The organism is Streptomyces antibioticus, assembly GCF_002019855.1.
Classification (GTDB): domain Bacteria; phylum Actinomycetota; class Actinomycetes; order Streptomycetales; family Streptomycetaceae; genus Streptomyces; species Streptomyces antibioticus_B.
In genome coordinates this window covers 943056-968969 of record NZ_CM007717.1, presented here as the reverse complement: position 1 = coordinate 968969, position 25914 = coordinate 943056, and the positions used below count along the sequence as shown (strand labels likewise).

At 72.4% G+C, this 25914-nt stretch carries 28 protein-coding genes; 15 read left to right on the top strand and 13 right to left on the bottom strand.

Going from position 1 to position 25914, the window contains the following annotated elements; translation table 11 throughout:
* Nucleotides 1–129: 129 nt before the first annotated feature.
* The 4 genes from AFM16_RS04315 to AFM16_RS04300 all read right to left on the bottom strand — a co-directional run bounded on the left by AFM16_RS04315 (nt 130) and on the right by AFM16_RS04300 (nt 2880).
* The gene (locus AFM16_RS04315) at nt 130–438 is read right to left on the bottom strand and encodes a hypothetical protein (protein WP_078632476.1); all 309 of its coding nucleotides are present in this window, start codon (nt 436–438) and stop codon (nt 130–132) included.
* On the bottom strand, nt 435–1106 hold the full coding sequence (locus AFM16_RS04310) for a phosphatase PAP2 family protein (protein WP_078632474.1): 672 nt from the start codon (nt 1104–1106) through the stop codon (nt 435–437). Before AFM16_RS04310 ends, AFM16_RS04315 begins: the two co-directional genes overlap by 4 nt.
* A gap of 91 nt (nt 1107–1197) precedes the next feature.
* A complete protein-coding gene (locus tag AFM16_RS04305; RefSeq protein WP_030786927.1) occupies nt 1198–2133 on the bottom strand; it encodes a M56 family metallopeptidase in 936 nt (311 codons plus the stop codon).
* A 147-nt stretch (nt 2134–2280) separates the two neighbouring features.
* Nucleotides 2281–2880 (bottom strand): DUF5134 domain-containing protein, encoded by a 600-nt coding sequence (locus AFM16_RS04300; protein ID WP_030786929.1) that lies wholly within the window; start codon nt 2878–2880, stop codon nt 2281–2283.
* Between the two features lie 185 nt (nt 2881–3065).
* Between AFM16_RS04300 and AFM16_RS04295 the strand changes: the two genes are divergently transcribed.
* Nucleotides 3066–4709 carry an FUSC family protein gene (locus tag AFM16_RS04295; RefSeq protein ID WP_078632472.1) on the top strand — a complete coding sequence of 548 codons (1644 nt, stop codon included), beginning with the start codon at nt 3066–3068 and terminating at the stop codon, nt 4707–4709.
* The gene (locus AFM16_RS04290; protein ID WP_030786937.1) at nt 4706–5302 is read left to right on the top strand and encodes a MarR family winged helix-turn-helix transcriptional regulator; all 597 of its coding nucleotides are present in this window, start codon (nt 4706–4708) and stop codon (nt 5300–5302) included. Before AFM16_RS04295 ends, AFM16_RS04290 begins: the two co-directional genes overlap by 4 nt.
* 31 nt (nt 5303–5333) lie before the next feature.
* Here the strand turns inward: AFM16_RS04290 and AFM16_RS04285 are convergent, their stop codons facing one another.
* Both AFM16_RS04285 and AFM16_RS04280 read right to left on the bottom strand, forming a co-directional pair.
* Nucleotides 5334–6128: a VOC family protein gene (locus AFM16_RS04285; RefSeq protein ID WP_030786939.1), complete on the bottom strand. Its 795-nt coding sequence runs from the start codon at nt 6126–6128 to the stop codon at nt 5334–5336.
* Between the two features lie 99 nt (nt 6129–6227).
* A complete protein-coding gene (locus AFM16_RS04280; protein ID WP_030786941.1) occupies nt 6228–6626 on the bottom strand; it encodes a VOC family protein in 399 nt (132 codons plus the stop codon).
* 82 nt (nt 6627–6708) lie between these two features.
* Here AFM16_RS04280 and AFM16_RS04275 point away from each other — a divergent pair, with 82 nt between their 5' ends.
* Nucleotides 6709–7257, top strand: coding sequence for a GNAT family N-acetyltransferase (locus AFM16_RS04275; RefSeq protein ID WP_030786944.1), 549 nt, complete (start codon nt 6709–6711; stop codon nt 7255–7257).
* 52 nt (nt 7258–7309) lie between these two features.
* On the opposite strand, the gene AFM16_RS04270 is transcribed toward AFM16_RS04275, so the two are convergent.
* Nucleotides 7310–7981 carry a glycerophosphodiester phosphodiesterase gene (locus tag AFM16_RS04270; RefSeq protein ID WP_030786947.1) on the bottom strand — a complete coding sequence of 224 codons (672 nt, stop codon included), beginning with the start codon at nt 7979–7981 and terminating at the stop codon, nt 7310–7312.
* Between the two features lie 255 nt (nt 7982–8236).
* Between AFM16_RS04270 and AFM16_RS04265 the strand changes: the two genes are divergently transcribed.
* The 4 genes from AFM16_RS04265 (at nt 8237) to AFM16_RS04250 (ending at nt 12142) form a co-directional block, all read left to right on the top strand.
* Nucleotides 8237–9634 carry a DUF6421 family protein gene (locus AFM16_RS04265; RefSeq protein WP_030786950.1) on the top strand — a complete coding sequence of 466 codons (1398 nt, stop codon included), beginning with the start codon at nt 8237–8239 and terminating at the stop codon, nt 9632–9634.
* A 35-nt stretch (nt 9635–9669) separates the two neighbouring features.
* On the top strand, nt 9670–10416 hold the full coding sequence (locus tag AFM16_RS04260) for an SDR family NAD(P)-dependent oxidoreductase (protein ID WP_030786961.1): 747 nt from the start codon (nt 9670–9672) through the stop codon (nt 10414–10416).
* Nucleotides 10413–11483, top strand: a complete 1071-nt coding sequence (locus AFM16_RS04255; RefSeq protein ID WP_030786964.1) for a threonine aldolase family protein — start codon at nt 10413–10415, stop codon at nt 11481–11483. The genes AFM16_RS04260 and AFM16_RS04255 overlap by 4 nt, the downstream gene beginning before the upstream one ends.
* An 83-nt stretch (nt 11484–11566) precedes the next feature.
* A complete protein-coding gene (locus AFM16_RS04250; protein WP_030786967.1) occupies nt 11567–12142 on the top strand; it encodes a transglutaminase domain-containing protein in 576 nt (191 codons plus the stop codon).
* Between the two features lie 993 nt (nt 12143–13135).
* Here AFM16_RS04250 and AFM16_RS04245 read toward each other — a convergent pair.
* Both AFM16_RS04245 and AFM16_RS04240 read right to left on the bottom strand, forming a co-directional pair.
* A complete protein-coding gene (locus AFM16_RS04245) occupies nt 13136–13864 on the bottom strand; it encodes a lysophospholipid acyltransferase family protein (RefSeq protein WP_030786969.1) in 729 nt (242 codons plus the stop codon).
* A 188-nt stretch (nt 13865–14052) separates the two neighbouring features.
* Nucleotides 14053–14469 (bottom strand): DUF4395 domain-containing protein, encoded by a 417-nt coding sequence (locus tag AFM16_RS04240; protein ID WP_030786971.1) that lies wholly within the window; start codon nt 14467–14469, stop codon nt 14053–14055.
* A gap of 75 nt (nt 14470–14544) precedes the next feature.
* Between AFM16_RS04240 and AFM16_RS04235 the strand changes: the two genes are divergently transcribed.
* From AFM16_RS04235 to AFM16_RS04220, 4 genes are all read left to right on the top strand, one after another.
* The gene (locus AFM16_RS04235; protein WP_078632470.1) at nt 14545–14958 is read left to right on the top strand and encodes a TlpA family protein disulfide reductase; all 414 of its coding nucleotides are present in this window, start codon (nt 14545–14547) and stop codon (nt 14956–14958) included.
* 208 nt (nt 14959–15166) lie between these two features.
* Entirely contained in the window at nt 15167–15676 is a 510-nt protein-coding gene (locus tag AFM16_RS04230; protein ID WP_030786975.1) for a flavin reductase family protein, read from the top strand.
* 218 nt (nt 15677–15894) lie between these two features.
* Nucleotides 15895–16683: an electron transfer flavoprotein subunit beta/FixA family protein gene (locus AFM16_RS04225; protein WP_030786977.1), complete on the top strand. Its 789-nt coding sequence runs from the start codon at nt 15895–15897 to the stop codon at nt 16681–16683.
* 54 nt (nt 16684–16737) lie between these two features.
* Complete coding sequence (locus AFM16_RS04220; RefSeq protein WP_030786980.1) at nt 16738–17700, top strand: electron transfer flavoprotein subunit alpha/FixB family protein; 963 nt, start codon at nt 16738–16740, stop codon at nt 17698–17700.
* A gap of 81 nt (nt 17701–17781) precedes the next feature.
* On the opposite strand, the gene AFM16_RS04215 is transcribed toward AFM16_RS04220, so the two are convergent.
* Complete coding sequence (locus AFM16_RS04215) at nt 17782–18693, bottom strand: endonuclease/exonuclease/phosphatase family protein (RefSeq protein WP_030786983.1); 912 nt, start codon at nt 18691–18693, stop codon at nt 17782–17784.
* A gap of 219 nt (nt 18694–18912) precedes the next feature.
* Between AFM16_RS04215 and AFM16_RS04210 the strand changes: the two genes are divergently transcribed.
* A complete protein-coding gene (locus AFM16_RS04210) occupies nt 18913–20223 on the top strand; it encodes a DUF6986 family protein (protein ID WP_078632468.1) in 1311 nt (436 codons plus the stop codon).
* A 20-nt stretch (nt 20224–20243) separates the two neighbouring features.
* Here AFM16_RS04210 and AFM16_RS04205 read toward each other — a convergent pair whose 3' ends face one another.
* From AFM16_RS04205 to AFM16_RS04195, 3 genes are all read right to left on the bottom strand, one after another.
* A complete protein-coding gene (locus AFM16_RS04205; protein WP_030786993.1) occupies nt 20244–20633 on the bottom strand; it encodes a VOC family protein in 390 nt (129 codons plus the stop codon).
* An 86-nt stretch (nt 20634–20719) separates the two neighbouring features.
* Nucleotides 20720–21457: a hypothetical protein gene (locus tag AFM16_RS04200; RefSeq protein WP_078632466.1), complete on the bottom strand. Its 738-nt coding sequence runs from the start codon at nt 21455–21457 to the stop codon at nt 20720–20722.
* Between the two features lie 6 nt (nt 21458–21463).
* Nucleotides 21464–22528, bottom strand: coding sequence for a LacI family DNA-binding transcriptional regulator (locus tag AFM16_RS04195; RefSeq protein ID WP_245177630.1), 1065 nt, complete (start codon nt 22526–22528; stop codon nt 21464–21466).
* 208 nt (nt 22529–22736) lie between these two features.
* On the opposite strand from AFM16_RS04195, the gene AFM16_RS04190 reads away from it, so the two are divergent.
* The 3 genes from AFM16_RS04190 to AFM16_RS04180 all read left to right on the top strand — a co-directional run bounded on the left by AFM16_RS04190 (nt 22737) and on the right by AFM16_RS04180 (nt 25377).
* Entirely contained in the window at nt 22737–23681 is a 945-nt protein-coding gene (locus tag AFM16_RS04190) for an ROK family protein (protein ID WP_030787001.1), read from the top strand.
* A gap of 305 nt (nt 23682–23986) precedes the next feature.
* A complete protein-coding gene (locus AFM16_RS04185; RefSeq protein ID WP_030787004.1) occupies nt 23987–24181 on the top strand; it encodes a hypothetical protein in 195 nt (64 codons plus the stop codon).
* A gap of 152 nt (nt 24182–24333) precedes the next feature.
* Nucleotides 24334–25377 (top strand): NUDIX hydrolase, encoded by a 1044-nt coding sequence (locus AFM16_RS04180; RefSeq protein ID WP_078632465.1) that lies wholly within the window; start codon nt 24334–24336, stop codon nt 25375–25377.
* Nucleotides 25378–25914 lie beyond the last annotated feature (537 nt).

The window sequence follows — 25914 nt, the reverse complement described above, 5'->3', positions numbered from 1 at the left end:
CTGCCAGCCAACTATACTCAACGCAACCCGGACGGCTCCGAACGGAATCGGTCCGGGCTGCCGCCTGCTCTGGGCGACGCGGGGGATCGCCCAGAGTGGGCGCGCTTTTTCCCTGATGGTGGCCTGGGGCTACCGACCTGGGGCGGGTTCCTGGCGACGTGGGTTGGATCCCTGCGTGAACCGGTCGGGCCGGCCGACGTCGGCCCGGTCCAGGGCGGCGGCCACGGCGGGCCAGCAGTCGGGATCCGGGCAGTACCCCGTCGACTGGTTGCTGATCTCCTGCACCTCCCAACCCTGCGGCCCGCGCCGGAGCGAGATTTCCCCCGCCCCGAGGACGTCACCGCCGTCGGCGCAGGCCACGTGTTCGCTGCGGCGGGGTGCCAGTCGCGGCAGCCCGTCCAGCCCGCCGTACCGGCGGGGCGCACCCCGGGTGTTCATGGTCGCCACCGCAGATGCGCGGCGATCGCCGACGTGGTCAGGAAGGCGCCCAGGAGCCAGCCGCCGAGGACGTCCGTGGGCCAGTGGACGCCCAGCCAGATGCGGGTCAGGCCGACGCCCACCACCGAGACGGCGGCCGCCGCCACCGCCGTACGCCACACTGCGGGGCCGACGCCGTGGCGGTGCAGCAGCCACAGCAGGACGCCGCACACCAGCGTGGCGGTCAGGGCATGGCCCGAAGGGTAGGCCGCGTACTGCGCGGAGTCGACGGGATCGGGCCAGACCGGGCGTTCCCGGCCGACGGAGGCCTTCAGCCCCTGCTGGACGAGGGTCCCCACCGTCAACGTCACGACCAGCCACGCCGCCGTCCACCAGTCCGCGTACCGCCACATCAGCCAGACGGCCACCGCCGCTGCCAGCAGCCGCATGGTCAGCGGATCCCAGACCCAGTCCGTCAGGACGCGGCACACCTGGGTGAACCCCGGGTCGGCGACCGCCCAGCGGTGGGTGGTGCGCGAGATGTCCTCGTCGGCGGAGAGCAGCGGGCGCCACTCGGCCCCCACCAGGACGAGCAGCAGCAGCGAACACAGGCCCAGGAGACCGGAGACGGTGAGTGCCGTGCGCAGGGCGGGGGGACGGTGGGGGGAGTCGACAGACAGGTTGGGCATGGTGTGATCCTCCCCGACTTGTGGGGGTACAGGCCAACCTGTGACGTTTGAGCCGGTCGCCGTCACCGCGCGGGGTCCGACCGGTGTGCGCTCAGCCCAGGGCCCGCAGACCCGGTACCAGGGTCACCAGCACCGGGATCACCGGCACCAGCGACGCCGCCGCCGTCAGGCGCAGCCGCCGGGCGGCAGACAGCCGGTCCGGCGGGGTGAGCAGCCGGTTCACCCGCTGGGGGACGTTCGCCTGCGGGGTGGGTGCGGGGCCGAACACCCCCCGCTCCTCGTTGAGTTCGACCAGCGCCAGCGCGGTCGTGAGCCGGCCGAAGCGGCGCGACGCCACGTCGTCCGCGGCCAGCTCCACCAGCCGGTGCATCTCGTCCTGGAACGCGGCGAACACCGGGACCTGCGGAAACCCCGTGGCCAGCGCGGACGAGGAGTGCAGCAGCCAGTCGTGCCGCGCCTGCGCGTGCCCCTGCTCGTGCGCCAGTACGGCGTCCAGTTGACGCCCTTTCAGGCGGCGCAACGCGGCTGTGGTGACGACCAGTCGAGGTGCCGCACCCGGCAGCCACCAGGCGTCGGGACGCTTGCCCTCCAGGACCACCAGCCGCCCGCCCGTCGCCTCCTCGCCCGGCAACAGCGGCGCCCGCACCAGCAGTTCGGCCTGCCGCGACCGGCGCCGGACTCTGGCCCGTACGATCTCCCTGACCAGCATCGCCCCGCTCCACAGCCCACCGCACGCCAGCGCCACCGCGGTCGCCGCCGCCCAGGGGCCGGTCGGGCCCAGCCCGTACGCCTCCACCACCGCCTGCGGAGCCGGTGCGAAGACATGGCCCCGCACCGCCTGCCAGGCCGCCGCCGCGCTGAGCGTCATCGACAGGGCGCAGCACAGCAGGACGGCGACCACCACGCACTGCCACGCCCACAGGGCCACCACCGGTTCGCGGTCCGGCCAGTCGGCCCGGGCTATCAGCCGGGGCGCGGCCACGGCGGTCAGGGCTCCGAGCAACAGCAGGACCGCGGGGACCATCATGGGCAGAACCCTATGAGCGGCGCGCCGCTCAGGGGTACGCGTTGTCCCGGCAAAGTGACGCAGACCACGCCGGTGCGGTGCCGACTGCCGCCACGGGGAGGGGAGTTGAGCGCCTGCGACGCGTGTCGTGCCTGAGCCGTCGACGGGTCACATGGTCAGCAGCATCGCCAGCATCCCGATGCCCATGGACAGCCGGCACGCCCGTGCCAGCTCGGGCCGGTCGCCCCACGCGACGCCGGACCCGGACCCGGACCCGGCCCCGGACCCGACGGTCCCCGCGGGGACCGCCACCGGCACGTGCACGGGCAGCAGGCGCGCGCCCGCCACCAGGACGTATCCGGTGAAGTACAGCAGCAGCACACCGGTCAGCAGCGGGACCCCGGCACCGGCGTGCCCATGGGCGTGGCCGGAAGCCGGCGCGGGGGAGCCGGCCATCACCGCGGCCATGTAGACCATGGCGGAGGCGCCGACCAGGTGATGCAGATGGTGCGGCCGGGTGCGGGACGCCCACAGCGCCCGCAGTGCCGCCGCGCCGAACACTCCCGCGTAGAGCGGCCAGGCCCACGCGGGCGGGGTGAACACCGCGGCGGGTATCGCCATCGCGGCCATGCCGAACCCCATGAGCGCCTCCCCGCCCGCGGCCCGGCGCTGTTCCTCGACGGCGCTGCGCATCCGCAGCAGACAGTAGGCGCCGGTCGCCGCACACAGCGCGACCAGCAGCCAGCCGGGCGAAGCCGGTCCGTGCACACGCACCTCCCCGCTCGACATCACGACGTCTCGTCATGGCGTCGCGTCATCACGTCGCGTCATCGCGTCGAGGGATGCGATGCCCACGCCACGCGGCGCGCACGCGAGCGCAAGGGTGTACACGGGGAGCATTCGACGGAGCGCACAGTTGTTTCACGAGTAAAACACATGCTAAATTGATAAGCATGCCCCGACCCCGCCTCCCCCTCGCCGACGTGCTGCGCCTCGATCGTCCCTCCGACATCTGGTTCAAGCCGGCCCTCAGCGTGGTCGTCGCCGTCGCCCTGCCGAACCTGCTCCTGCTGGCCCTCGGCCGGCTGGACCTGGCGGTGTACACGATGGCCGGGTCCCTGTGCGCCCTGTACGCCCATAACCGTCCCTACGAGGCGCGCGCCCGGGTCCTCGCCTGGGTGGTGCTCGGCATGGTCGGCGGTCTGGCCGTCGCGCTGGTCGCGGCCTCCCTCACCGACAGCGCCGTCGTCCTCGTCACCGTCGGCGCGCTGCTGGCGGCGGCGCAGAAGGTGCTGTGCGACGCGACCCGGCTCGGCCCGCCGGCCAATGTCATCCTCGCCTTCATCAGCTCCGCCTCGCTCTTCCTGCCGCAGACCCTCGGGCAGGTCCCCGGCCATGTGGCGCTCGCCCTCGGCGCGGGCGCCTGGGCCTGGCTCGTCTGCATGGCGCCGGGCCTGCTGCGGCCGCACGGCCCGGAGCGCCGCGCCACCGCCCACGCGCTCACCCTGGCGGCGGCGCACGCCGAGCAGACCCGCTCGGACTCACACACCCACTCCCACTCCCGCACCTCCGCGGCCGCCGCCGTCCACGCCGCCTGGCAGACGGTGATGTCGGCCCACGGCGACACCACGCGCCGTGCCCTCGAACGGCTCCTGATCCGTGCCGAGGTCGCGCTCGCCGCGCCCGCCGACAGCGACCCCGCCCGGCTCCGCGCCTGGGCCCGCGACCTGCGCGGCACCGCTCCGCTCCCGCGTCCCGACGATCACCTGGACGACGACGAGCTGACCGGCGCCGAAGCCGAACGGGCCGTCGGCGGGGCCCCGCTCCGGCGCCGTCTCGGCCCGCTCGCCCCCATCGCCGTACGCACCGCCCTCGGCTGCGCCCTCGCCGGGTACGCCTCCCTCGCGCTGGGCGTCGGCCGCCCGTACTGGGCCCTGGTCACCGCCGCCTCCCTCTACCAGGCGAACGTCACCCTCACCTGGAACCGCGCCGTCCAGCGGGTCGTCGGCAACCTCGCGGGCGTCCTCGTCTTCGCGGCGCTCGTCCCGCTCACCCGTGTCCACCAGGTGGCGCTCGTGCTGGTCTGCCTCGCGCTGAACTTCGGCGCGGAGGCGTTGATCAGCCGCAACTACTGGCTCGGCAGCGTCTGCGTGACCCCGATGGCACTGCTCATCACGGAGTTCGCCCAGTACCAGGACTCGGGCCGGCTGATCACGGAACGGGTCGTGGACACCCTGGTGGGCGCGGCGGTCGGTTTCGTCGCCGCGATCGCCGTCACCAACCGCCGCGCCGGGGACCGTCTCGGACACGCCCTGACGGCCGTCGAGGAGGCCCGGGACCGGGCGGCGCGCCTCCTGGCGGCACCGCACCCCGCCCCCGCCGCGCTGGAACAGGCCCGCCGCGGCCTCGCCGCCGCCCTGGTCGACCTGCGCGCCACCGCCGAGGCCGCCGCCGGTGAATGGTGGCAGCGCGCACTCCCCGAGGAGCGGGTGGTGACGGCCGAGCAGTCGGCACACCGTACGCTCGCGGCGACGGTACGACGCCAGGGACTCCACCTGGCCTACACCCACGCGCGAGCGGAGGACGTACGGCGATGACGGCGACGCAGGGACGACCGGCGGCCGGAGACGAGACGAACGGCGACCTCGCCGCGGAACCCCGGGGAGCCGGAGGAGGCTCAGCCGGCCGGAGCGACACGGTCGCCGGTGTCGTAGGGCAGTGGCGGGCCGTCCGGCCCGAGCTGGACACCGGGCCCATGGAGATCGTCGGGCGGGTGAACCGCTGCGCCGCCCTGCTGCAACAGGCCGAGTCGGCGCCGCTGCGGCGGGCGGGGCTGAGCCGGCCCGAGTTCGACCTGCTGGGCGCGCTCATGCGCACCGGACACGAACTGACCCCCGGGGAACTGGCCCGCGAGACCTTCTCCTCCGGGGCCGCGGTCACCAAACGCCTCAAGGTGCTCACCGAACGCGGGCTGGTGGAGCGCCGCGGCGACACCCGCGACCGGCGCGTCTCCCACCTCCGGCTCACGGACGCGGGCCGGGACCTGGTCGACGCCGTCATGCCCGAGCAACTGGCCTACGAGGGCGCCGTACTTTCTCCCTTGGACGACGACCGGCAGAACGAACTCGCCGATCTGCTGGGGGAGTTGCTGAGCCGCCTGGAGGGGCATCTGCGGACGAGGCAGCCCTGAGGGGCCCGTTGGCGCGAGCGAACGGGACCGGCTACCCGCCCGCGCCGTTCTTCCCGTTCTCCCCGTCCTCCTCGCACGGTTCGTACAGGCCGAAGACCGCCCCCTGCGGATCGCGCAGCACCGCGAACCGGGGGCCGTCCGCCGCCTTCGTGGGCTCCGTGAGCGCCGCCGCGCCCGCGTCCAGGGCGGTCGGTACGGAGGTGTCCAGTTCGGCCACCACGAAGTACGGCAGCCAGTGCGGCGGGACCTCCGGGGGGTACTTCTCGTCCATCCTGACCATGCCGCCGAAGTCCACGCCGCCGACGCCCCAGTGCACGTAGTCCTCCGAGGAGCGGACGGTCCAGCCGAACACCGTCGAGTAGAACGACTCCGCCGGTGCCGGATCGCGGGTCAGCAGCTCCACCCAGCCCAGCGAGCCCGGTTCGTCGAACAGCCCGGCGCCGGGGAAGGAGACCGCCTGCCAGAGCTGGAACGCGGCGCCGCCCGGATCGAGGGCGACGACGAAACGGCCCAGGTCGAACACGTCCATCGGGCCCACCAGGACGGTGCCGCCGGCCTCGGTCAGCAGCCGGGCGCTCACGTCGGCGTCCGACACCGCGAAGGAGACGTTCCAGGCGCACGGCTGGCTCTCCTGGTACAGCGGGGCCAGCGCGGCGACGGCCTCCTCGCCCAGGTGCGCCACGGTGTAGCCGCCGGCCTTCTGCCGTGGATCACGTTCCGGGCGCCAGCCGAACAGCTCCGTGTAGAACCGCTTCGCCGCGTCCAGATCGGGGGTTCCCAGCTCCACCCAGCAGGGCCGGCCGGGCACGGGCGCGTCGAGCTTCATGGCGTTCCTTCCGGTCCAGCGTCTGGTGCTCCGGAGAAAGAACCCCCTTTCAGCACGCTATGCCCCGCCCCGCCCGGCGGCATCCTCGGCGTGACCGCGTCAGATTCCCGGCCGGTACCGGATCGGATGGTCCGCCGGCACCTCCACCAGCACGATCGGGATGCCGTCCGGATCCTCGATCCACATCTCGACCAGCCCCCACGGCTCCTTCACCGGCGGCCGCACGACGGTGACCCCGGCCGCCCGCAGTTCCTCGTGGGCCGCGGTGACGTCCGCGACCTGGAGCCACAGCCGTACGGCGGGACCGGCGTCCGCCGGGGCCTGCGAACGCCCCGAGACCTCCAGGAAGCCGCCGCCGAGGAAGTAGACGACCCCGCGATCCGGGCCCGTACCGAACTCGCGGTACACGGCCAGGCCGAGCTGCTCACCGTAGAAACGCCGGGAACGCTCGGGGTCGGTGGGGCGGAGCAGGGTCCTGCTGCTCAGTACATGCACCATGCGTCCCGAGCTTAGGGCGGGCCGGGAGGGGAGTTACGCTCGTCCGTGCCCGAGCCGCGCCCGAGAATCGGAGAGCCACTCCATGGAGACCGCCGCCACCGCCGTGTCCGGACTCACCTTCCGCGATGCCACCGACGCCGATGTGGACGTCCTGGTCGCGCTCGTGGAGTCGGCGTACCGGGGGGACAGCAGCCGGGCCGGCTGGACCACGGAGGCGGACATCCTGGAGGGCCAGCGCACCGACCCCGAGGGCGTCCTGGAGGTCATCAAGTCGCCCGACAGCCGTCTGCTGGTCGTCGAGCGGGACGGCCGGACCGTCGCCTGCTGCCAGCTCGAACACCGCGGCGACCACGCCTACTTCGGCATGTTCGCCGTCAGCCCCACCCTCCAGGGCGCGGGCCTCGGCAAGGTCGTCATCGCGGAGGCCGAACGGCAGGCCCGCGCGACCTGGGGCGTCGCCGAGATGCACATGACGGTGATCGACGTACGCGAGGACCTCATCGCCTGGTACGAACGCCGCGGCTACCACCGCACGGGCCGCACCAGCCCCTTCCCCTACGGCGACGACCGCTTCGGCATCCCCCAGCGCACGGACCTCCGCTTCGAGCTGTTGGTCAAGCCGCTGGTGTAGCCGCGCCGCCACCCGCGTCCGGCGGCCGGGCGGGCGGCAGGCACCACCGTCGTCAGGGCCGCCCGCCCAGCCCCGGATAGTCCGTCGTCACCCCGTCCAGCTCCAGTGTGTGGACCAGGCGGAGTTGTTCCTGTGTGTTCACCACCCACGCGATGATCCGCAGGTCCCGCTTGCGGGCCTCCTCGACGATCTCCAGGGTGAGGCGGCGGAGGTTCAGGCAGACCGTGGCCGCGCCCGCATCGACGGCGCGGTCCACGATGTCGAGGCCGTAGCGGCTGCCGATCAGGGCCGTGCGGATGCCGGGCACCAGGCGGGACATCTCGGTGACGGCCGCGTCGTGGAAGGAGGACACCTCGACCCGGTCCGCCAGATCCCGTTCCCTGATCACCTCGGCGAGCACCCGCGCCGCCTGGATGTCCTTGATCTCGGCCTGGAGCGGCAGCGTCACCGCGTCCAGGACCTCCTCGAAGACCGGCACCCGCTCGCCGCGCCCCGCGTCCAGCGCGCGCAGTTCCGCGAGCGTGAGATCCGCGATGGTACCGCTCCCATCGGTCGTCCGATCGACATCCGGATCGTGCATGACCACCAGTGCGCCGTCTCTGCTCACATGCAGATCGAGTTCGATCGCGTCGAGGCCGGCCCGCTCGGCGGCGACGAAGGATCGCAGGGTGTTCTCGGGCTCGACACCCATGACTCCGCGGTGACCGATGGTGAGGAACTTCAAGACGGGACTCGCTTCCGTCGTCGACGGTGGGGGGAGAAGCTCGCAGCCTAACGGCCACCGGTTGGTCATGGACACGTGTAGGTCGCCGCGCCCTGGGCAGCCGGTAGCGGAAGCGCTCGCTCCTGCGATGTCCAACAGGAAAAAGTGCGGTGAAGTTGCGGGCGTGCAGGATAATTTCCCGGACCTCCACTTGCTGAAGGAAACCCCGTATGTATACGGTCTCCATACGTGAGGTTCTCCCGTGGAGGATGGGACATGACGGAAATTCTTGTGCAGGCGGCTATGGGGGACAGCGTTCCTCCGGTGACCAGGGTGGTGGAGCACCCGGCCTGGCCCGTGCTCAAGGATGCCGTGGAGCGGATCCGCCCCTGGCAGTCCAAGGACGGGTCGATCGACTTCACGGCTGACGGCGCGCCCGAGCGCGCGGACGCCGAGAAGGCCGTCCGTGCGGTGATCGAGGCCGTCGAGGAGCTGTCCCCGCTGCTCCCGCACGACGACGCCTACCACCGCGCCCTGGTCGCGGACCTGCGCACCTGGGCCGAGGGCGGCTTCGAGGTGCCGGACTTCCTGGACTCGCTGCTGGCCTTCCAGCCCGCCGCCGACCGCCGTGACGGCCTTCAGCACCTGGTCGTCTTCCCGATGTACACGCAGAACGGCAACCCCGACCGCAACCTCGAGGCCGTCGTGCTGCGCATGGTGTGGCCGGAGTGGCTCGCCGAGCTGGAGCGCACCCGCTACGACAACCCGCTGTTCTGCGGGATCACTTTCGAGGACTTCACGGCCGGGTACGACACCAACTCCGCCGTGCTCTTCCCGGAGACCATCGCCGTCCGCGAGGCGCCGGAACGTTTCTCCTGGGGTGGCATCTTCTGCGACCGCGAAGCCGCCCGCTTCCGCCGGGTCACCGACGCCGCCGTCGGCATCCTGGGCATGCAGCTCCCCGAGGACATCGCCGCCATGGTCCACGACCAGAAGCGCTGCGAGGAGGCGTTCGTCCTGTGGGACATGGTCCACGACCGCACTCACAGCCACGGCGACCTGCCGTTCGACCCCTTCATGATCAAGCAGCGCCAGCCGTTCTGGATGTACGGCCTGGAGGAGCTGCGCTGCGACCTCACCGCCTTCAAGGAGGCCGTGAAGCTGGAGGCCGACGGCGTCCCGCAGGCCCGTGACGTCCAGTACGCGGTCCTCTTCGACCGCATGTTCCGCTTCCCGCTCACCGGCGAGCGTGTGCGCAACTACGACGGTCTCGGCGGCCAGCTCCTCTTCGCCTACCTGCACAAGCACGACGTCGTCCGCTGGACCGACAACAAGCTGTTCATCGACTGGCAGCGCGCCCCGCAGGTCACCAACCAGCTCTGCGCCGAGATCGAGACGCTCTACCGCGACGGCATCGACCGCCCGAAGCTCGTCCACTGGTTCGCCGGCTACGAGCTGGTCTCCACCTACCTCTCCCCGCACCCGGGCTCCAAGTGGGCCAAGGGTCCCGACGCCCTCGACCTGTCCCTGCCGCCGCGCAAACTCGTCGATGACGTGCTTCCGGACGAGTTTCCGCTGAGCATGTTCTATGAGGCCCTGTCCAAGAAGCTCAAGAACGTGATCGCCTCCACGAAGGGCATCACGGCGGACAGCGCCGACCGGGTCGCCGCGTGAGCGACCGTACGAACACCGCTCAGCAGGAGGCAAGGATGGGGAACGGGGCTCTCAACGGTGCGGTGATCGCGGTGGCCGGCGCGGGCGGACCCGCCGGCCGGGCGGCACTGCTCAGGCTCGCCGAGGCGGGCGCCACCGTCGTCGGCGCGGACAACGACCCCGAGCGCCTGGCGGAGGCCGTCGACGCGGCCCGCTACGGCGCCGGCGGCGCCACCGTCACCGGCGAACCGGTCGACCTGCTCGACCTGGACTCCACCCGGGACTGGGCGCACCGCGTCGAGAAGGAGTACGGCCGGGTCGACGGCGTCGTCCATCTCGTCGGCGGCTGGCGGGGCAGCGAGACGTTCATCAAGACCAGCCTGGACGACTGGGACTTCCTTGAGCTGCTGCTCGTCAAGACCGTGCAGCACACGTCGCTCGCCTTCTTCGAGGCCCTCCAGCGCAGCGACCGCGGCCGGTACGTGCTGATCAGCGCCGCCGGTGCCACCAATCCCAGCGCGGGCAACGCCGCGTACGCCGCCGCCAAGGCCGCCGCCGAGGCGTGGACCCTCGCGCTCGCCGACGCCTTCCGCAAGGCCGGGGGCGCCGAGGGGCCGACCTCCGCGGCTGCGATCCTGGTGGTGAAGGCGTTGGTGCACGAGGCGATGCGCGCCGACCGGCCCAACGCGAAGTTCGCGGGCTTCACGGACGTCAAGGACCTGGCCGAGGCCATCACCGGTGTCTGGGACAAGCCCGCATCCGAAGTGAACGGACAGCGTCTGTGGCTCACCGAGAAGCCGTGAATCCTCCGAAGACCGACGCGCGTCGCCACCACGACCCGCAGGTCCGCGGTTTCGCCAGCGACAACTACGCCGGGGCCCACCCGGAGGTGATGGCCGCCCTGGCCCTGGCCAACGGCGGCCATCAGGTGGCGTACGGCGAGGACGACTACACCGAGCATCTCCAGGGGATCATCCGCAGCCACTTCGGCCCCACGGCGGAGGCGTTCCCGGTCTTCAACGGCACCGGCGCCAATGTCGTCGCGCTCCAGGCGGTCACCGACCGCTGGGGCGCGGTGATCTGCGCCGAGAGCGCCCACATCAACGTGGACGAGGGCGGCGCGCCCGAGCGCATGGGCGGGCTGAAGCTGCTCACCGTGCCGACCCCGGACGGCAAGCTCACGCCCGAGCTGATCGACCGGCAGGCGTGGGGCTTCGACGACGAGCACCGGGCGATGCCGCAGGTCGTGTCGATCACCCAGAGCACCGAGCTGGGCACCCTCTACACGCCCGACGAGATCCGCGCGATCTGCGACCACGCGCACGCGCACGGTCTGAAGGTCCATCTCGACGGCTCCCGGATAGCCAACGCGGCGGCCTCGCTGAACGTCCCGATGCGGACGTTCACCAACGCGGTCGGCGTCGACATCCTCTCGCTGGGCGGCACGAAGAACGGCGCCCTGTTCGGCGAGGCGGTCGTCGTCATCAACCAGGACGCGGTACGGCGGATGAAGCATCTGCGCAAGCTGTCCATGCAGCTCGCCTCCAAGATGCGGTTCGTCTCCGTGCAGTTGGAGGCGCTGCTCGCCAAGGACCTGTGGCTGCGCAACGCCCGGCACGCCAACGAGATGGCCCAGCGGCTCGCCGAGGGCGCCCGCGCGGTGCACGGCGTGGAGATCCTCCACCCGGTGCAGGCGAACGGCGTCTTCGCCCGCCTGCCGCACGAGGTGAGCCTGCGGCTCCAGAAGCGGTTCCGCTTCTACTTCTGGGACGAGGCGGCGGGTGACGTGCGCTGGATGTGCGCGTACGACACGACCGAGGAGGACGTGGACCTGTTCGTCGCGGCGCTGAAGGAGGAGATGGCGCGCTAGCGGGCCCTCCGCCTCTGCATAGATATGCGATCACCCGGAAATTCATTGACTATCGGGTGATCGCATTCCTATGCTCTGAGCCCATGGAGCTGATCCAGCAGAACCCCGACCTGTCCGCCTACCTGGCCGCTGACGAGGTCATAGACCATCACCACCCGGTCGTCCGCGCCACGGCCGCCCGCCTCGCCTCGAACGCCGCCGACTCGTATGCCTATGCACGGCTCGCCTTCGAGTACGTCCGCGACGTCATCCCCCATTCCCAGGACGCCGGCGATCCGCGCGTGACCTGGCGGGCCTCCGACGTCCTGGAGCAGGCCACGGGCATCTGCTACGCCAAGGCCCACGCGCTGGCCGCGCTGCTGCGGGCCGAGGACATCCCCACGGCGCTCTGCTACCAGCGCTTCGACGTCCTCCACGGCCTGATCGCCGTCCGCTTCAACGGCGCCTGGCACCGCCAGGACCCCCGAGGCAACAAGCCCGGCGTGAACGCCCAGTTCTCCCTGACGGGCGAACAACTGGCCTTCGTACCAGACCCGGACGCGGGCGAAGAGGACGACCCGGTCCTCTACGCGACCCCACCCCCGACGATCCTGAACGCCCTCAAGTCGGCTTCCGATCGAGATCAGTTGTGGAGCAACCTGCCGACGGCACTGACGTGACCTTGGCGGCCGGCGGGGGCCGGGGGCCGGGGTGGACAACGGGCCTCCGTCACGCGGCCGGCGGCGCGTGAGCCGTTCTGCCTGCCGCGCTCCATGACGGGGACGTGGTGTCCGCGCACCCTGTCCTGTGGCCCGCCGCTCGGCGCGGCACCTCTTCCTGGGACCCGTCGGCCGCGCGCACGCGACGGGGGCCGGTGCTGTGGCACCCACGTCGTCCGACGGCCCGTGGCGGCAAGGCACTGCCGGAAGCGGCGCACCGGCGCGGGAGCCCGGGCTGTCCGGTCGCGGCGGCACCCTGCCCCGGGCTCGCCGCACGGCGGTCGTCGGTGGGCCGCGGCCGGGCGGGTACCGGTGGCACGCCGATCAGCCGGCCGGTGGACCCCGGTGCGGAGGTGGAGGCGCTGTGTGCCTCCGCGGCTCTCGTGCGGGCCGGGGGCACCATCGACGGCAGTGCGCGGCGCCCTGCGCCGGTGGCGCGCCGTTTCGCGTCAGCTCGCTCCGGGTCGCGTCCTGGCGCAGATGGAGAGGAGCGGTCTGTTGGCCACTGTCCTCGGCAAGGGGCGTACGGTGCGCGCTCTCCCGGCTCTCGCCGGAAAAAAGGGAGCCTGTGCCCACACCGCCAGGTCCGCCGGATGGCAGGTTCGTCAGCGGGGGCGGGCCTGGGCCGCGCGTACCCGACCGGGTTCGGCCCCGTGTCGCTCACGTGGCCGGAGGCCGTCGGTGGCGCCCGGCCTTTCGGGCGGCGGGCCGGTCCGGCGACGCTGTCGGCCGAGGTTGCCCTCATGCAGACAGTCACCGACGGAGGCGTCGGGGGACGTGTCGCCCCGACGCGCCCCGCCCCGACGCACCCCGCGCCGGGGCGTGCGGCCTGCCATGGGCCTCGCCGGGCGGCACGGCATCGAGCCGCCGGTGGCGTCGGCCGGCCCGGTCGCCGTCCTGCCCGCCCGGCCGGGGGAGCCTCACGCCGTCAGGGCGCGCCCCCTGCAAACAACCTCAGCGTGCCTCCGCCGCCCGTACCTGTTCCGGGGTCGGGGCCGTGCCGCCGAGGTGGGCCGGCATCCACCAGGTGTCGGTGGCGTCCTTGGGGCGGACCGGGTAGGCGCGCTGGGCGGCCTCCAGGAGTTCCTGGACGCGTTCGCGGAGCTGGCGGGTCAGCGCGCCCGCGTACTTGTCGCGGGACGCTTCCAACGCCTCGCCGACCCGGATGGTGATCGGGGTGTGGCTGCGCTTGAAGTTGCGCGGGTGGCCCTTGGTCCACAGCCGCTGCGTGCCCCACACGGCCATCGGGATCAGCGGGACGCCCGCCTCCTGGGCCATGCGGGCCGCGCCCGACTTGAAGCTCTTCAGCGTGAAGGACTGCGAGATCGTCGCCTCGGGGAAGACGCCCACGATCTCGCCGGACCGCAGGGAGTCCAGCGCGTGCTGGTAGGCGGTCTCGCCCTGCTCGCGGTCGACCGGGATGTGCTTCATCCCGCGCATCAGCGGACCGGAGATGCGGTGGCGGAAGACGGACTCCTTCGCCATGAACCGAACGAGACGTTTCTGCGGGAGGGCCGCGAGACCGTTGAAGATGAAGTCGAGGTAGCTGATGTGATTGCTCACCAGCACGGCTCCACCCGAGCGCGGGATGTTCTCCGACCCCTTGCAGTCGATCTTGAGGTCCCAGGCCTTGAACAAGGTCTGGGCGAGGCCGACGACGGGACGGTAGACAAGCTCTGCCATGGGCGGGGCGAACCCTTCCTCTTGCCCGCAAGGGAATACCCCCTCGGGCAAAGTTACGCAGCCGTAGGTTTACGGCATGTCGCAGATCGTGCCCGAAGAACGGCCGGGGGGCCAGCCCTGGTGCCCCGCGGCGACGAGATCCTCGTCACGTGACCCCCCTTGATCCACCTCGGGCTTTTAAGCCGCCTTTACTCCGCGCGTACCGTCACCCGGCGTACGAGCAGGTACAACTCGCAGCCCAGGCAGTACCCGAACGCGGCATTGAGGAAGGCGGCCGCGAGCGCCGCCCCGGTCGCGGCGAGCCCCAGCCACTCCGGTCCCAGCACGAACCCGACCAGACCGACCACCGCGAAGGCGAGCCCCACCGCCTGTGCGAACCGCGGCGGCTCCGGCGCCTCGAAGACCGTCGGCGGCCCGAGCCGCGGCCGTACCGCCCTGCGGAACACCCAGCCGTACGGCGAGCGCCCCACCCCGCCCGCCGCGCCGAGCGCGAACGCCAGCGTCTGCCAGGCCAGCAGCCAGGCACTGCCCGTGACCAGGACGACCGCGAGCACTACGGTCGTCACGGCGGCCCCGAACCGGGGGCCTCTCGCATCGATGTCCATGAATCAAGCATTCCGCAGCGGAAACGATTCCTGGGGTCGGGAATCTTTGCAGTCTCATGAACGCTGGAGCGGTAGATGACCGGACTGGTGGTGTGTGTGGTGGTGCTCGCCGCCGCGAGCGCCTTCGGAGTGCTGCATCGGTGGCGGAGCGGGAGGGTCCGGGTGCGCGGGCGTGACGACGGAAAGCGGCTCGACGCCGGGAGGCTCGGCGGCGAACTGGGGGAGCGGGCCACGCTCGTGCAGTTCTCCAGCGCCTTCTGCGCGCCCTGCCGCGCCACCCGCCGGATCCTCGGCGAGGTGGCCGTGATGGTCCCCGGCGTCGCGCACATCGAGATCGACGCCGAGGAACACCTCGACCTGGTGCGCGAACTGGACATCCTCAAGACCCCCACCGTCCTGGTGCTGGACGCCGGCGGCCGGGTGGTCCGGCGGGCCACCGGCCAGCCCCGCAGGGCGGACGTCATCGCGGCGCTGGGCGAGGCGGTGTGACGGCCCGTCGGGGCACGGTGACGATGCTCCCGGATTCCGGGACGTACTTGACTGCGCCCGCCATCTATCGTCAGCCTGACCGTATGCCTGAGGAACTCCTTCTCCACGGACGGGTCCACATCGACCTGGCCCGTACCGCGAGCGCGCGCTGTCCGGGCGGTTGAGCACCCACGGACCGGCACCCCGTTTCCCGCAGAAGGACAACTCCATGACGGCCACGCCCGATCTCCGCACCGCTCAGCTCGCCTCCCCCGATCTCCTGCGCTCCGTCTTCCGGCGGCACGCGGCCGGTGTGGCCGTGATCACCGCGTCCGGCGCGGGCGGACCGGCCGGCTTCACCGCCACCTCCCTCACCTCGGTCTCCGCCGAACCCCCGATGCTCTCCTTCGGTATCGGCACGGGCGCCTCCAGTTGGCCCGCGATATCCCGCGCCGAGCATGTGGGCGTCCACCTGCTCGGCGAGCACCAGCGCGACCTCGCCGCCACGTTCGCCCGCAGCGGGGCGGACCGCTTCGGCGCCCCCACCGTGTGGCGGGAGGGACCGCACGGCGTGCCGGTCCTCGACGACGTCCTGGCCTGGCTGGTCTGCCGGGTCGTGGCCCGGGTCCCGGCCGGTGACCACCGCATCGTGCTGGCCGAAGTCGTCCTCGGCGACCCGGCGGGCGCGGGCCGTCCGCTGCTCTACCACCAAGGCCGGTTCACCGCGCTGCGGGATTGATCACTGCCCCGTGCGCCTGCGAGGACGTCGAGTTCCGATTACGCTGCGTTGCAGAGGTCACAGTTCAAAGCGCTTGCTTAGCGGGCAGGAACTGGGTGTACTGACGAGTAATATTTCGTTCGGAGCGCGGGTCGCCCCGATCGGGATCGGCCGCTTGTGGCGCCTATGCTGCCTGGAGAAAGGCAGCCGAGAACTGACGATGCAGTAGGAGAGCCGGCGTGAGCTTGAGGATCGTTGTCACTGTGAAGTACGTGCCCGACGCCACTGGCGACCGGCACTTCGCCGATGACCTGACCGTCGACCGGGACGACGTGGACGGTCTGCTCTCCGAGCTCGACGAATACGCCGTCGAGCAGGCGTTGCAGATCTCCGAGAACTCCGACGACGACGTGGAGATCACCGTTCTGACGGTGGGCCCCGAGGACGCCAAGGACGCCCTGCGCAAGGCGCTGTCCATGGGCGCCGACAAGGCGATCCACGTCGAGGACGACGACCTGCACGGCACCGACGTCATCGGCACCTCCCTGGTGCTGGCCAAGGCCATCGAGAAGGCGGGCTACGACCTGGTCATCTCCGGCATGGCCTCCACCGACGGCACCGCCGGTGTGGTCCCCGCCCTGCTGGCCGAGCGCCTGGGCGTCCCGCAGGTCACCCTGCTGTCCGAGGTCTCCGTCGAGGACGGCACGGTCAAGGGCCGCCGGGACGGCGACGCCGCCTCCGAGCAGCTCGAGGCCGCCCTGCCGGCCGTCGTGTCGGTCACCGACCAGTCGGGCGAGGCGCGTTACCCGTCCTTCAAGGGCATCATGGCCGCCAAGAAGAAGCCGGTGGAGTCCTGGGACCTGTCCGACCTCGACATCGAGGCGGAGCAGGTCGGCCTGGAGGGCTCCTGGACCGCGGTCGACGTCGCGAACGAGCGCCCGGCCCGCACCGCCGGCACGATCGTCAAGGACGAGGGCGAGGGCGGCAAGCAGCTCGCCGAGTACCTCGCGAGCCAGAAGTTCATCTAAGGCTCGACACGCCCACCGCCGCCCCTCAACTTCGTTTCGCAGGAGAGCAATCCCATGGCTGAAGTCCTCGTCTACGTCGACCACGTGGACGGTGCCGTCCGCAAGCCGACCCTCGAGCTGCTGACCCTCGCCCGCCGCATCGGCGAGCCCGTCGCCGTCGCGCTCGGCGCCGGTGCCGAGAACACCGCCGCCACGCTCGCCGAGCACGGCGCCGTGAAGGTCCTCACCCACGACGCGTCCGAGTACGCCGACTACCTCGTCGTACCGAAGGTGGACGCGCTCCAGGCCGCCGTCGAGGCCGTCTCCCCGGCCGCCGTCCTCGTGCCGTCCTCCGCGGAGGGCAAGGAGGTCGCCGCCCGCCTGGCGCTGCGCATCGGCTCCGGCATCATCACCGACGCCGTCGACCTCGAGGCCGGCGACGAGGGCCCGGTGGCCACCCAGTCGGTGTTCGCCGCGTCCTTCACCACCAAGTCCCGGGTCTCCACCGGCACTCCGGTCATCACCGTCAAGCCCAACAGCGCGGCGGTCGAGGCCGCCCCGGCCGCCGGTGCGGTCGAGGCCCTCGCGGTGACCTTCTCCGCCCAGGCCACCGGCACCAAGGTCACCGGCCGCACGGCCCGTGAGTCGACCGGCCGCCCGGAGCTGACCGAGGCCGCGATCGTCGTCTCCGGCGGCCGTGGCGTCAACGGCGCGGAGAACTTCGCGATCATCGAGGCCCTCGCCGACTCCCTCGGCGCGGCCGTCGGCGCCTCCCGCGCCGCGGTGGACGCGGGCTGGTACCCGCACACCAACCAGGTCGGCCAGACCGGCAAGTCCGTCTCGCCGCAGCTCTACATCGCCAACGGCATCTCCGGCGCCATCCAGCACCGCGCCGGCATGCAGACCTCGAAGACCATCGTGGCCGTCAACAAGGACGCCGAGGCCCCGATCTTCGACCTGGTCGACTACGGCGTCGTCGGCGACCTGTTCGACGTCGTCCCGCAGCTCACCGAGGAGATCAAGACCCGCAAGGGCTGATCGCCGCCAGGCTGTACGAGGCCCCCGTGACCGCACCGGTCACGGGGGCCTCGCTCCGTCTCGGCCCGGCCCGGTGCGGGCTCAGGGCAGGGTCAGCGACGCCAGCACCGGCAGATGGTCGCTCGGGTACTGCCCGGCCGCGGCGAACGTGTCGACCCACGACCGGTGCACGGTGACACCCGGTGTCGCCAGGATCCAGTCGATCCGGTCCCCGTCGGGTCGCAGCGGCTGGTACCCGTGGAAGGTCCCGTACGCCGGCCCTCGCCGCGCAGCCGTGTCCCAGGTGTCCACGAGTCCGCAGGCCAGCAGCGTGTCGTAGGCCGGACTGGCGTGCGCGGCGGCGTTGAAGTCGCCGGTCAGCAGGACCGGCAGACCGGGGCCGAGGCCGCGGACGCGCTCGGCGATCAGGGCGGCGGCACGCGCGCGTGCGTAGGCGCTGCGATGGTCCAGATGGGTGTTGAGGACGTGGAACTCCCGTCCCCCGTCGAGCCGGTCGCGGAAGCGGACCCGGGTGACCAGCCGGGGGAACGCGCCGCCCCAGGTCTCGGACCCGGGCACGGTCGGCGTGTCGGAAAGCCGGAACACGTCGTGCTCGACGGGTTCCAGGCGGCGGACGTCGTAGTAGACGGCGGTCGACTCCTCGTTGCCGCTGCCGGGCGTGCCGATCCAGTCGTAGTGCGCTCCGAGGTCGCCCCACACGTTCCGCAACTGCGTGAACTGGCCCTCCTGGGTGCCGATGACGTGCGGCGCCGCCCGGCGCAGCAGGGTGCGCATGACGGGACGGCGGACCGGCCAGGGGTCGCTGACGGCGGGCACCCTGAGGTTGAAGGTCATGACCCTGAGCGGTGCCGCCCGCGGCGGTGTCCTGCGCGGCGCGAGGCCCTCGTGGCGGGGCTGGGACGCCGCGGCCGTGCCGAGCAGCGGTACGGCGGCCAGGCCCGCCACCAGCGTCCTCAGCCCCGTCCGTCGCGTCGGCCCCGCGCTGCCGGTCATGTGTCCCCCTTCGCCTCGTGAGCCAGGATGGAGGTGGGCACGGCCGTGCGGAAGGGGCACGGGGTGCGGGAGTGATCACAACGATCACGGCGGTCGTCACGGGTCACGGCCCGGACAGGGGGTGTTGACCCGCCGGACGGTCCACGGCAAGCTTCGGGCAACGTGTTCAACAAATTGTTGATTCCGGGTGCGGGAACGGGCGGAACGGGAGGGCGCGGCATGGGTCAGGGCCAGAGCCGGCAGGAGAAGGTCACGACGAGCCTCGCGGACGCCGTCGGCGAGGAGATCGGCGCCTCCCTCGCCCCCGTCGACGCCGAACTCGCCCGCCGCTACCCCGGCGACCCTGGCACCCGTCAGCCCGTGCACACCGTCTACGTCCCCGGTGACGTCCTGGCCGCCGACACGGTCCGCTCCTGGGGCGACCGGGCCCTCGCCGCGCTCGACGAGCACGCGCCCGATGCCGCCTCCTTCGCCGCCGTCCTCGGCCTCTCCGACGACCTCGCCGAGCCCGTGTACACGCGCGTGCGCGCCAAGCTGGAGCGCGAGCCCGTGGAGGACCTGCGCGTCGACTTCGAGGACGGCTACGGCCCCCGCCCGGACGCCGAGGAGGACGAGACCGCCGCCCGTGCGGCCCGGCTGGTCGCCGAGGCGCACGCGCGCGGCACCGCGCCCCCGTACACGGGCATCCGCATGAAGTGCATGGAGGCCGCGGTGCGTGACCGGGGCATCCGTACCCTCGACATCTTCCTCACCGGCCTGCTGGAGCACGGCGGCCTGCCCGGCGGACTGCTGCTGACGCTGCCCAAGGTGACCTACCCCGAGCAGGTCACCGCCATGGTCCGTCTCCTCGAAGCCTTCGAGAAGGCGCGCGGGCTGGACGCCGGCCGGCTCGGCTTCGAGATCCAGATCGAGACCAGCCAGGCCATCCTGGCCACCGACGGCACCGCGACCGTCGCCCGGATGATCCAGGCAGCCGAGGGCCGGGCCACCGGACTGCACTACGGCACCTTCGACTACAGCGCCTGCCTCGGCGTCTCCGCCGCCTATCAGGCCAGCGACCACCCGGCCGCGGACCACGCCAAGGCGGTCATGCAGGTCGCCGCCGCCGGCACCGGCGTACGCGTCTCGGACGGTTCCACGAACGTCCTGCCCGTCGGCCCCACCGAGCGGGTCCACGACGCCTGGCGGCTGCACTACGGCCTCACCCGGCGCGCCCTGGCCCGCGCCTACTACCAGGGCTGGGACATGCACCCCGGCCATCTCCCGACCCGCTACGCGGCTGTCTACGCCTTCTACCGCGAGAGCTTCGCCGCGGCCGCCGAGCGCCTCGCCCGGTACGCGAACCGGGCCGGCGGCGACGTGATGGACGAACCGGCCACCGCCAAGGCGCTCAGCGGCCATCTGCTGCGCGGCCTGGACTGCGGCGCCCTCGACCTCGCCGAGGTGACCGAAGCGACCGGGCTGACCCGGACGGCCCTGGAGGGCTACACGGCACCCCGGCGAGGGGATCTGACGGCTACGGCGCGATGAGCGCCGGTCCCTGGGCGGGGTTACCGCTCGGGGAAGGTGTACGGGCGGGTGATGATCTCCATCCCGTGCCCGGCCGGGTCCAGGAAGTACAGGCCCCGGCCGCCGTGGTGATGGTTGATCTCGCCCGGCTGCCGGCCCTGCGGATCCGCGAAGTACGTGATCCCGGCCTCGGTGATCCGCTCGAAGGCGGCGTCGAACTCGTCGTCGGAGACGAGGAACGCGTAGTGCTGGGTGACGATCGACTCCGCGGGGACCGTGGCGAAGTCCAGGGTGACGCCGTTCGCGGTGTCCACGGGGACGAACGGGCCCCACTCGGTGCCGACTTCGAGCCCCAGCAGACCGGCCAGGAACTCGGCGGACTCCCGGTTGTCACGGGAGTGGACGATGGTGTGATTCAGTTCGACGGACATGTGTGGAATGCCTCCGTAAGGCAAACTCACGGGCACCTCCATGCCTCACCCGGACGGTGACCGACACGCGATGCCGTACCCGGATCCTAACCGCACCGCAGATCCTCGAGACCGGAACGCGTCACCATCTTCTCCTCCGCGAACAGGCGCGTGCCCCGGTCGCAGAGCCCCACGTCGGCCCGCGCGCGGGCCACGAACTCCTCCGGGGTCACCCCGAACAGGATCCGCAACGCCGGTGAGCCCGCGAGGAGTTCGGTGATCAGCGCCCGCTGGCCAGGATGGGTGCGCGGCGTTCCGGTGCCGTCGTGCAGGACGCCATGGCGATTCACGTACGAGAACACCTCGGGGAGCGTCTCGCCGTTCTCCAGCTCGACCCGGAACCGCGGGGCGGACAGCGCGACCCGGTCGTAGTTCGGCTCCGTGGCGTCCACGACGGCGAGTTGGGCGTCGTCCAGCCAGATGACGAACAACTCCCGCTCCCTGCCCGGGGCTTCGACGGGAGAGGCGGACAGGTACCCCAGGAGGCTCACGTGCGCGGAGACGCCGACTTCGACACCGGTGACCCGGGACTTCACCATCGGGACGGCCGAGCGCACGCCCGACACGGCCAGTTTGTACCGCAGTTGGGCCGGGCTGGCGTTGGAGCCGACGGCCAGGACCGGCGTACGGCCGGGGTGGGAGAGGCGGTCGAGGGGGAGCAGCAGATCGCCGTCGAGCAGCCCGGACTCCGCGGGCCAGGCGCCGGGATACGACAGCGGCTGGTCGCGGGGCGAACCGGCCAGTCCCAGGGCCTCCAGGGTGCGGTGCGCGTGCCGTGCGTCCATCGCGGCTCAGTCCGCCGGGGGCAGTTCGCCCGAGCCGCGCGCGATCAGCCGGGTCGGCAGCTCGATCCGCTCGGGGGTGACGGGACCGCCCTCCAACTGCCGGAACAGCCGCTCCGCCGCCGTCCGGCCCAGGGCCGCCGGGTCCTGTGCGACCACGGTCACGCCCGGCTGGAGGAGGTCGGCCAGCTCCAGGTCGTCGAAGCCCACCAGGGCGACCCGGCGGCTGCGCTCGGCGAGGACCCGGATCACCGTGACGGTCACCCGGTTGTTGCCCGAGAAGACGGCCGTGACCGGATCGGGCCCGTCCAGCATCTCCTCGGCGGCCCGGCGCACCCGCCGCGGATCGGTGACGCCCAGCGACATCCACGCGTCCTCGACCGCTATCCCGGCGTCCTCCATCGCGGTCCGGTAGCCGCGCAGCCGCTCGGCGGCGGTGTGGATGCGCGGCATGTCACCGATGAAGCCGATCCGGCGATGGCCGTGCGCGATCAGATGGGCGACCCCCTCGCGGGCACCGCCGAAGTTGTCCGACAGGACGCAGTCGGCCTCGATGCGGCCGGCCGGCCGGTCCACGAAGACCGTGGCCACGCCCGCCTTGATCTCCGGCTCCAGATAGCGGTGGTCGTCCCCGGCCGGGATCACCACCAGACCGTCCACCCGGCGGGCGCACAGCGCCAGCGCCAGTTCCTGCTCGCGCTCGGGGTCCTCGGCGCTGGAGCCGTTGATGAGCAGCGTGCCGTGCGCGCGGGCCACCTCCTCCACGGCGCGGCCCAGGGCGCCGTAGAACGGGTCGGCGAGGTCCTCCAGGACCAGGCCGACGCTGGACGTGCGTCCCTTGCGCAGGACCCGGGCGCTGTCGTTGCGCCGGAAGCCGAGCGCCTCGATGGACTCCTGGACGCGCCGCTCGGTCTCGGGGGTGACCCCCGGCTCGCCGTTCACCACGCGTGAGACCGTCTTGAGTCCCACTCCGGCACGGGCGGCGACGTCCTTCATGGTGGGACGGTTGCCGTAACGGCTGTCGGGGCGGCGGGGCGTCTCGGGCACGGTGCGGTGTCCTGTCCTGTCGTCCACGGGAGGCTCCGGCCACGCCTCTTCCACAAAATGTTGCGAGGGGATGCGCGGGTCCCTGGGGTTGTATGAGGATGTGGCGTCGAGCATAGAGCCTGGACAACGTTGTCAGAGTCGGGGGACACTGTCCAACGCCATCTCCGGCCACGCGTCCCCCAGCGCTGCACCGGCCGGGCCTTTTCCATGGTTGACGGGGAGAACCGAGACCTTGATGCAGACCGACCTCGTGGCCGCGCTCGACATCGGCGGCACCAAGATCGCCGGGGCGCTGGTGAGCGGCGACGGCACGATCCTGGTGCGCGCCCAGCGGCCGACGCCCGCGCGGGAGAACGGCGAGACCGTCATGCGGGCCGTCGAGGAGGTGCTGGCCGAGCTGACCTCGTCACCGCTGTGGCCGCGGGCCTACGCCCTCGGCATCGGCAGCGCGGGTCCGGTGGACGCCTCCCGGGGCACGGTCAGCCCGGTGAACGTGCCCGGCTGGCGCGACTATCCGCTGGTCGACCGGGTGCGGGCGGCGGCCGGGAACCTTCCGGTCGAGCTGATCGGCGACGGGGTGGCGATCACCGCGGCCGAGCACTGGCAGGGCGCCGCGCGCGGCCATGACAACGCCCTGTGCATGGTCGTCTCCACGGGGGTGGGCGGCGGTCTGGTCCTGGGGGGCCGACTGCACACGGGCCCCACGGGCAACGCCGGCCACATCGGCCACATCAGCGTCGACCTGGACGGCGATCCCTGTCCGTGCGGCGCCCGGGGCTGCGTGGAGCGCATCGCCAGCGGGCCCAACATAGCCCGGCGGGCCCTGGAGAACGGCTGGGTGCCCGGCCCCGACGGCGACACCTCCGCGGCCGCGGTCGCCGCTGCGGCCCGCACCGGCGACCCGGTCGCCCGCGCCTCCTTCGACCGCGCCGCCCAGGCCCTCGCCGCGGGCATCGCGGCCACGGCGACCCTCGTCGAGATCGACATCGCGGTGATCGGCGGCGGCGTCGGCAAGGCGGGCGAGATCCTCTTCACCCCGCTGCGCCGCTACCTCGCCGACTACGCCACCCTCTCCTTCGTCCGCCCCCTGACGGTGGCCCCGGCCCGCATGGGCACGGACGCGGGCCTCGTGGGGGCGGCCGCGGCGGCGCTGGCGGGGGTGGCGGCGGCGGGCGTGTGAGGGGGCGGGCTTTGTGAAGGAACGTTCCGGTGGGCTGGGGCGGGGTGGGGCGGCGGGGGAGGGGCTGGTCTCGCTGGCCGTGCTGAGGTCCGGGGTTACGGCGACGGTGCCGCCGCGGGCCGTGCGGTCTGGGCTTGCGACCAACCGGGCCCCTACGACGGCTGGGCCGGTCCTCGACGGCGCCTGAGGCTGTTTCGCAGCCGACGAGGCGAGGATCGCGGCGCCGTCCACCCGGTCGGGGCATGTCAGGTGGGAGGGACGGGGAATCGCGTGACCCCGGGGGCGGTCCGGCAGTTGGGGCGGGTATGAAGAAGCGCAGCATGCTCGCCATCGCCTCCCTCGCCACCGGGTTCGTCGTCGCGGCGATCACCCCCTCGCACGGCCTCGGTGCCGAGGACCTCGATCGTCTGAACGTCGGTGACGCCCTCAGCGAGCTGGACCACACCGTCGCCAGCGACAGCCTGGCCGTCGAGGACGACGCGCTCGGGCAGGGCGCCTGACGCCGCACGCCGGTACGCAGCGGACATCGGCGCCGGTGCCCCGCGGGACAGGGGCACCGGCGCCACGGCGTTCATGTGACCTCAACGCGAACTGGTTTCCGTGGCAGGGTGGAGCGGGCAAGCCACAGGGGGCCAACAGAAGAGGGGGAAACGTGACCGTCGTTTGGATCAACGGCGCGTTCGGTGCGGGAAAGACCACCACCGCACGGGAACTGATCGACCTGCTCCCGAACAGCACGCTCTTCGACCCCGAGGTCATCGGCGCGGCGCTCCCGCACCTGCTGCCGCCCAAACACCTCGCCGAGGTCGGTGACCTCCAGGACCTGCCGATCTGGCGCCGGCTCGTGATCGACACCGCCGCCGCCCTGCTCAACGAGGTCGGCGGCACCCTCGTCGTCCCCATGACCCTGCTCCGCCAGGAGTACCGGGACGAGATCTTCGGCGGTCTCGCCGCCCGCCGGATTCCGGTCCGCCATGTGCTTCTCGCCCCGGCGGAAACGATTTTGCGCGAGCGGATAGCCGACCGCGAGATACCGCCCGAACTTCCCGACGGCGAGATACGGATCCGCCAGTGGTCCTACGACCACATCGAGCCCTACCGGGCCGCGCTGGCCTCCTGGCTCACTGCCGACGCGCATCTCATCGACACCGGGCCTCTCACCCCGGGCGAGTCCGCCGCCCGGATCGTCGAGGCCGTCGGCAGCGGCGCCGCACCGGTCTGCGAGATCGTGCAGACCCCGGAGCCCACCGCCGAGACACTGGCCGCCGGGGTGCTGCTCTTCGACGAACAGGACCGCGTGCTGCTGGTCGACCCGACCTACAAGCCGGGTTGGGAGTTCCCGGGCGGGGTCGTGGAACCCGGGGAGGCTCCCGCGCGCGCGGGGATGCGCGAGGTCCAGGAGGAGACCGGGATCCGCCTGACCGACGTACCCCGGCTGCTGGTCGTCGACTGGGAACGGCCCCTGCCGCCCGGATACGGCGGACTGCGCCTCCTCTTCGACGGCGGACGCCTCGATTCCGCCGACGCGGAAGAACTGCTGCTGCCCGGCCCCGAACTGCGCGGCTGGCGCTTCGCCACCGAGGAGGAGGCGGCCGGGCTGCTCCCCCCGGTCCGCTACGAACGCCTCCGCTGGGCCCTCCGGGCACGGGAACGCGGCGCCGCGCTGTACCTGGAGGCGGGCGTACCGGTCGGCTGACCGCCGCCCACGGTGGCCAAGTGCGCTCGCACTCGCATCGACCTGCGCCTGCGCCTGCGCCTGGCTGGACGCCGACCGACCGTCGGCGACATGGGCGCCGCGCACCGGGCAGGCCACCCCTGCACCGGCCCGCACCTCATCAGTCCGTACAGACATCAGCCGTCCGCGGGTGGGCGGGGGATCGGCCGCATGCGTCGTACGGCACCCGCGCGCCGCCGCAGCAGACGCGCGCGTGCCGGTTCTGCCGGTGCGTATGCGTCCTCTGCCCGCCATCGGGTCCGCCGCCGGGGTCACCGGTTCGGCGACGCTTCGGGGGCGAGTGGTCGGTCCGGCACGGGCGGTGGTGATGGGCCGAGTGCGCCCGCTGATGACGTATGTGCTGCGGCACGGGTGCCTCCCGCCCACGCGCGCGTGCCCGTCCCACTGGCACGCACGCGTGGGCGGGGGCACCCGTGCCGACGGCTCAGCGCCACTCAAAGGGGTGCGGGGGGCCGTCCAGCCGCAGGCCAAGGTCCGCGCCCCCCCACGACGGCGTCC

Coding starts and splice junctions, on each gene's coding strand:
- AFM16_RS04215 (WP_030786983.1), bottom strand. CDS start 18,693: ATGACCGGCAGCGCGGGGCCGACGCGACGGACGGGGCTGAGGACGCTG.
- AFM16_RS04200 (WP_078632466.1), bottom strand. CDS start 21,457: ATGGACGCACGGCACGCGCACCGCACCCTGGAGGCCCTGGGACTGGCC.
- AFM16_RS04210 (WP_078632468.1), top strand. CDS start 18,913: ATGGGTCAGGGCCAGAGCCGGCAGGAGAAGGTCACGACGAGCCTCGCG.
- AFM16_RS04305 (WP_030786927.1), bottom strand. CDS start 2,133: ATGATGGTCCCCGCGGTCCTGCTGTTGCTCGGAGCCCTGACCGCCGTG.
- AFM16_RS04240 (WP_030786971.1), bottom strand. CDS start 14,469: ATGGACATCGATGCGAGAGGCCCCCGGTTCGGGGCCGCCGTGACGACC.
- AFM16_RS04280 (WP_030786941.1), bottom strand. CDS start 6,626: ATGGTGCATGTACTGAGCAGCAGGACCCTGCTCCGCCCCACCGACCCC.
- AFM16_RS04205 (WP_030786993.1), bottom strand. CDS start 20,633: ATGTCCGTCGAACTGAATCACACCATCGTCCACTCCCGTGACAACCGG.
- AFM16_RS04275 (WP_030786944.1), top strand. CDS start 6,709: ATGGAGACCGCCGCCACCGCCGTGTCCGGACTCACCTTCCGCGATGCC.
- AFM16_RS04250 (WP_030786967.1), top strand. CDS start 11,567: ATGGAGCTGATCCAGCAGAACCCCGACCTGTCCGCCTACCTGGCCGCT.
- AFM16_RS04185 (WP_030787004.1), top strand. CDS start 23,987: ATGAAGAAGCGCAGCATGCTCGCCATCGCCTCCCTCGCCACCGGGTTC.
- AFM16_RS04315 (WP_078632476.1), bottom strand. CDS start 438: ATGAACACCCGGGGTGCGCCCCGCCGGTACGGCGGGCTGGACGGGCTG.
- AFM16_RS04265 (WP_030786950.1), top strand. CDS start 8,237: ATGACGGAAATTCTTGTGCAGGCGGCTATGGGGGACAGCGTTCCTCCG.
- AFM16_RS04245 (WP_030786969.1), bottom strand. CDS start 13,864: ATGGCAGAGCTTGTCTACCGTCCCGTCGTCGGCCTCGCCCAGACCTTG.
- AFM16_RS04260 (WP_030786961.1), top strand. CDS start 9,670: ATGGGGAACGGGGCTCTCAACGGTGCGGTGATCGCGGTGGCCGGCGCG.
- AFM16_RS04190 (WP_030787001.1), top strand. CDS start 22,737: ATGCAGACCGACCTCGTGGCCGCGCTCGACATCGGCGGCACCAAGATC.
- AFM16_RS04295 (WP_078632472.1), top strand. CDS start 3,066: ATGCCCCGACCCCGCCTCCCCCTCGCCGACGTGCTGCGCCTCGATCGT.
- AFM16_RS04220 (WP_030786980.1), top strand. CDS start 16,738: ATGGCTGAAGTCCTCGTCTACGTCGACCACGTGGACGGTGCCGTCCGC.
- AFM16_RS04230 (WP_030786975.1), top strand. CDS start 15,167: ATGACGGCCACGCCCGATCTCCGCACCGCTCAGCTCGCCTCCCCCGAT.
- AFM16_RS04290 (WP_030786937.1), top strand. CDS start 4,706: ATGACGGCGACGCAGGGACGACCGGCGGCCGGAGACGAGACGAACGGC.
- AFM16_RS04310 (WP_078632474.1), bottom strand. CDS start 1,106: ATGCCCAACCTGTCTGTCGACTCCCCCCACCGTCCCCCCGCCCTGCGC.
- AFM16_RS04285 (WP_030786939.1), bottom strand. CDS start 6,128: ATGAAGCTCGACGCGCCCGTGCCCGGCCGGCCCTGCTGGGTGGAGCTG.
- AFM16_RS04235 (WP_078632470.1), top strand. CDS start 14,545: ATGACCGGACTGGTGGTGTGTGTGGTGGTGCTCGCCGCCGCGAGCGCC.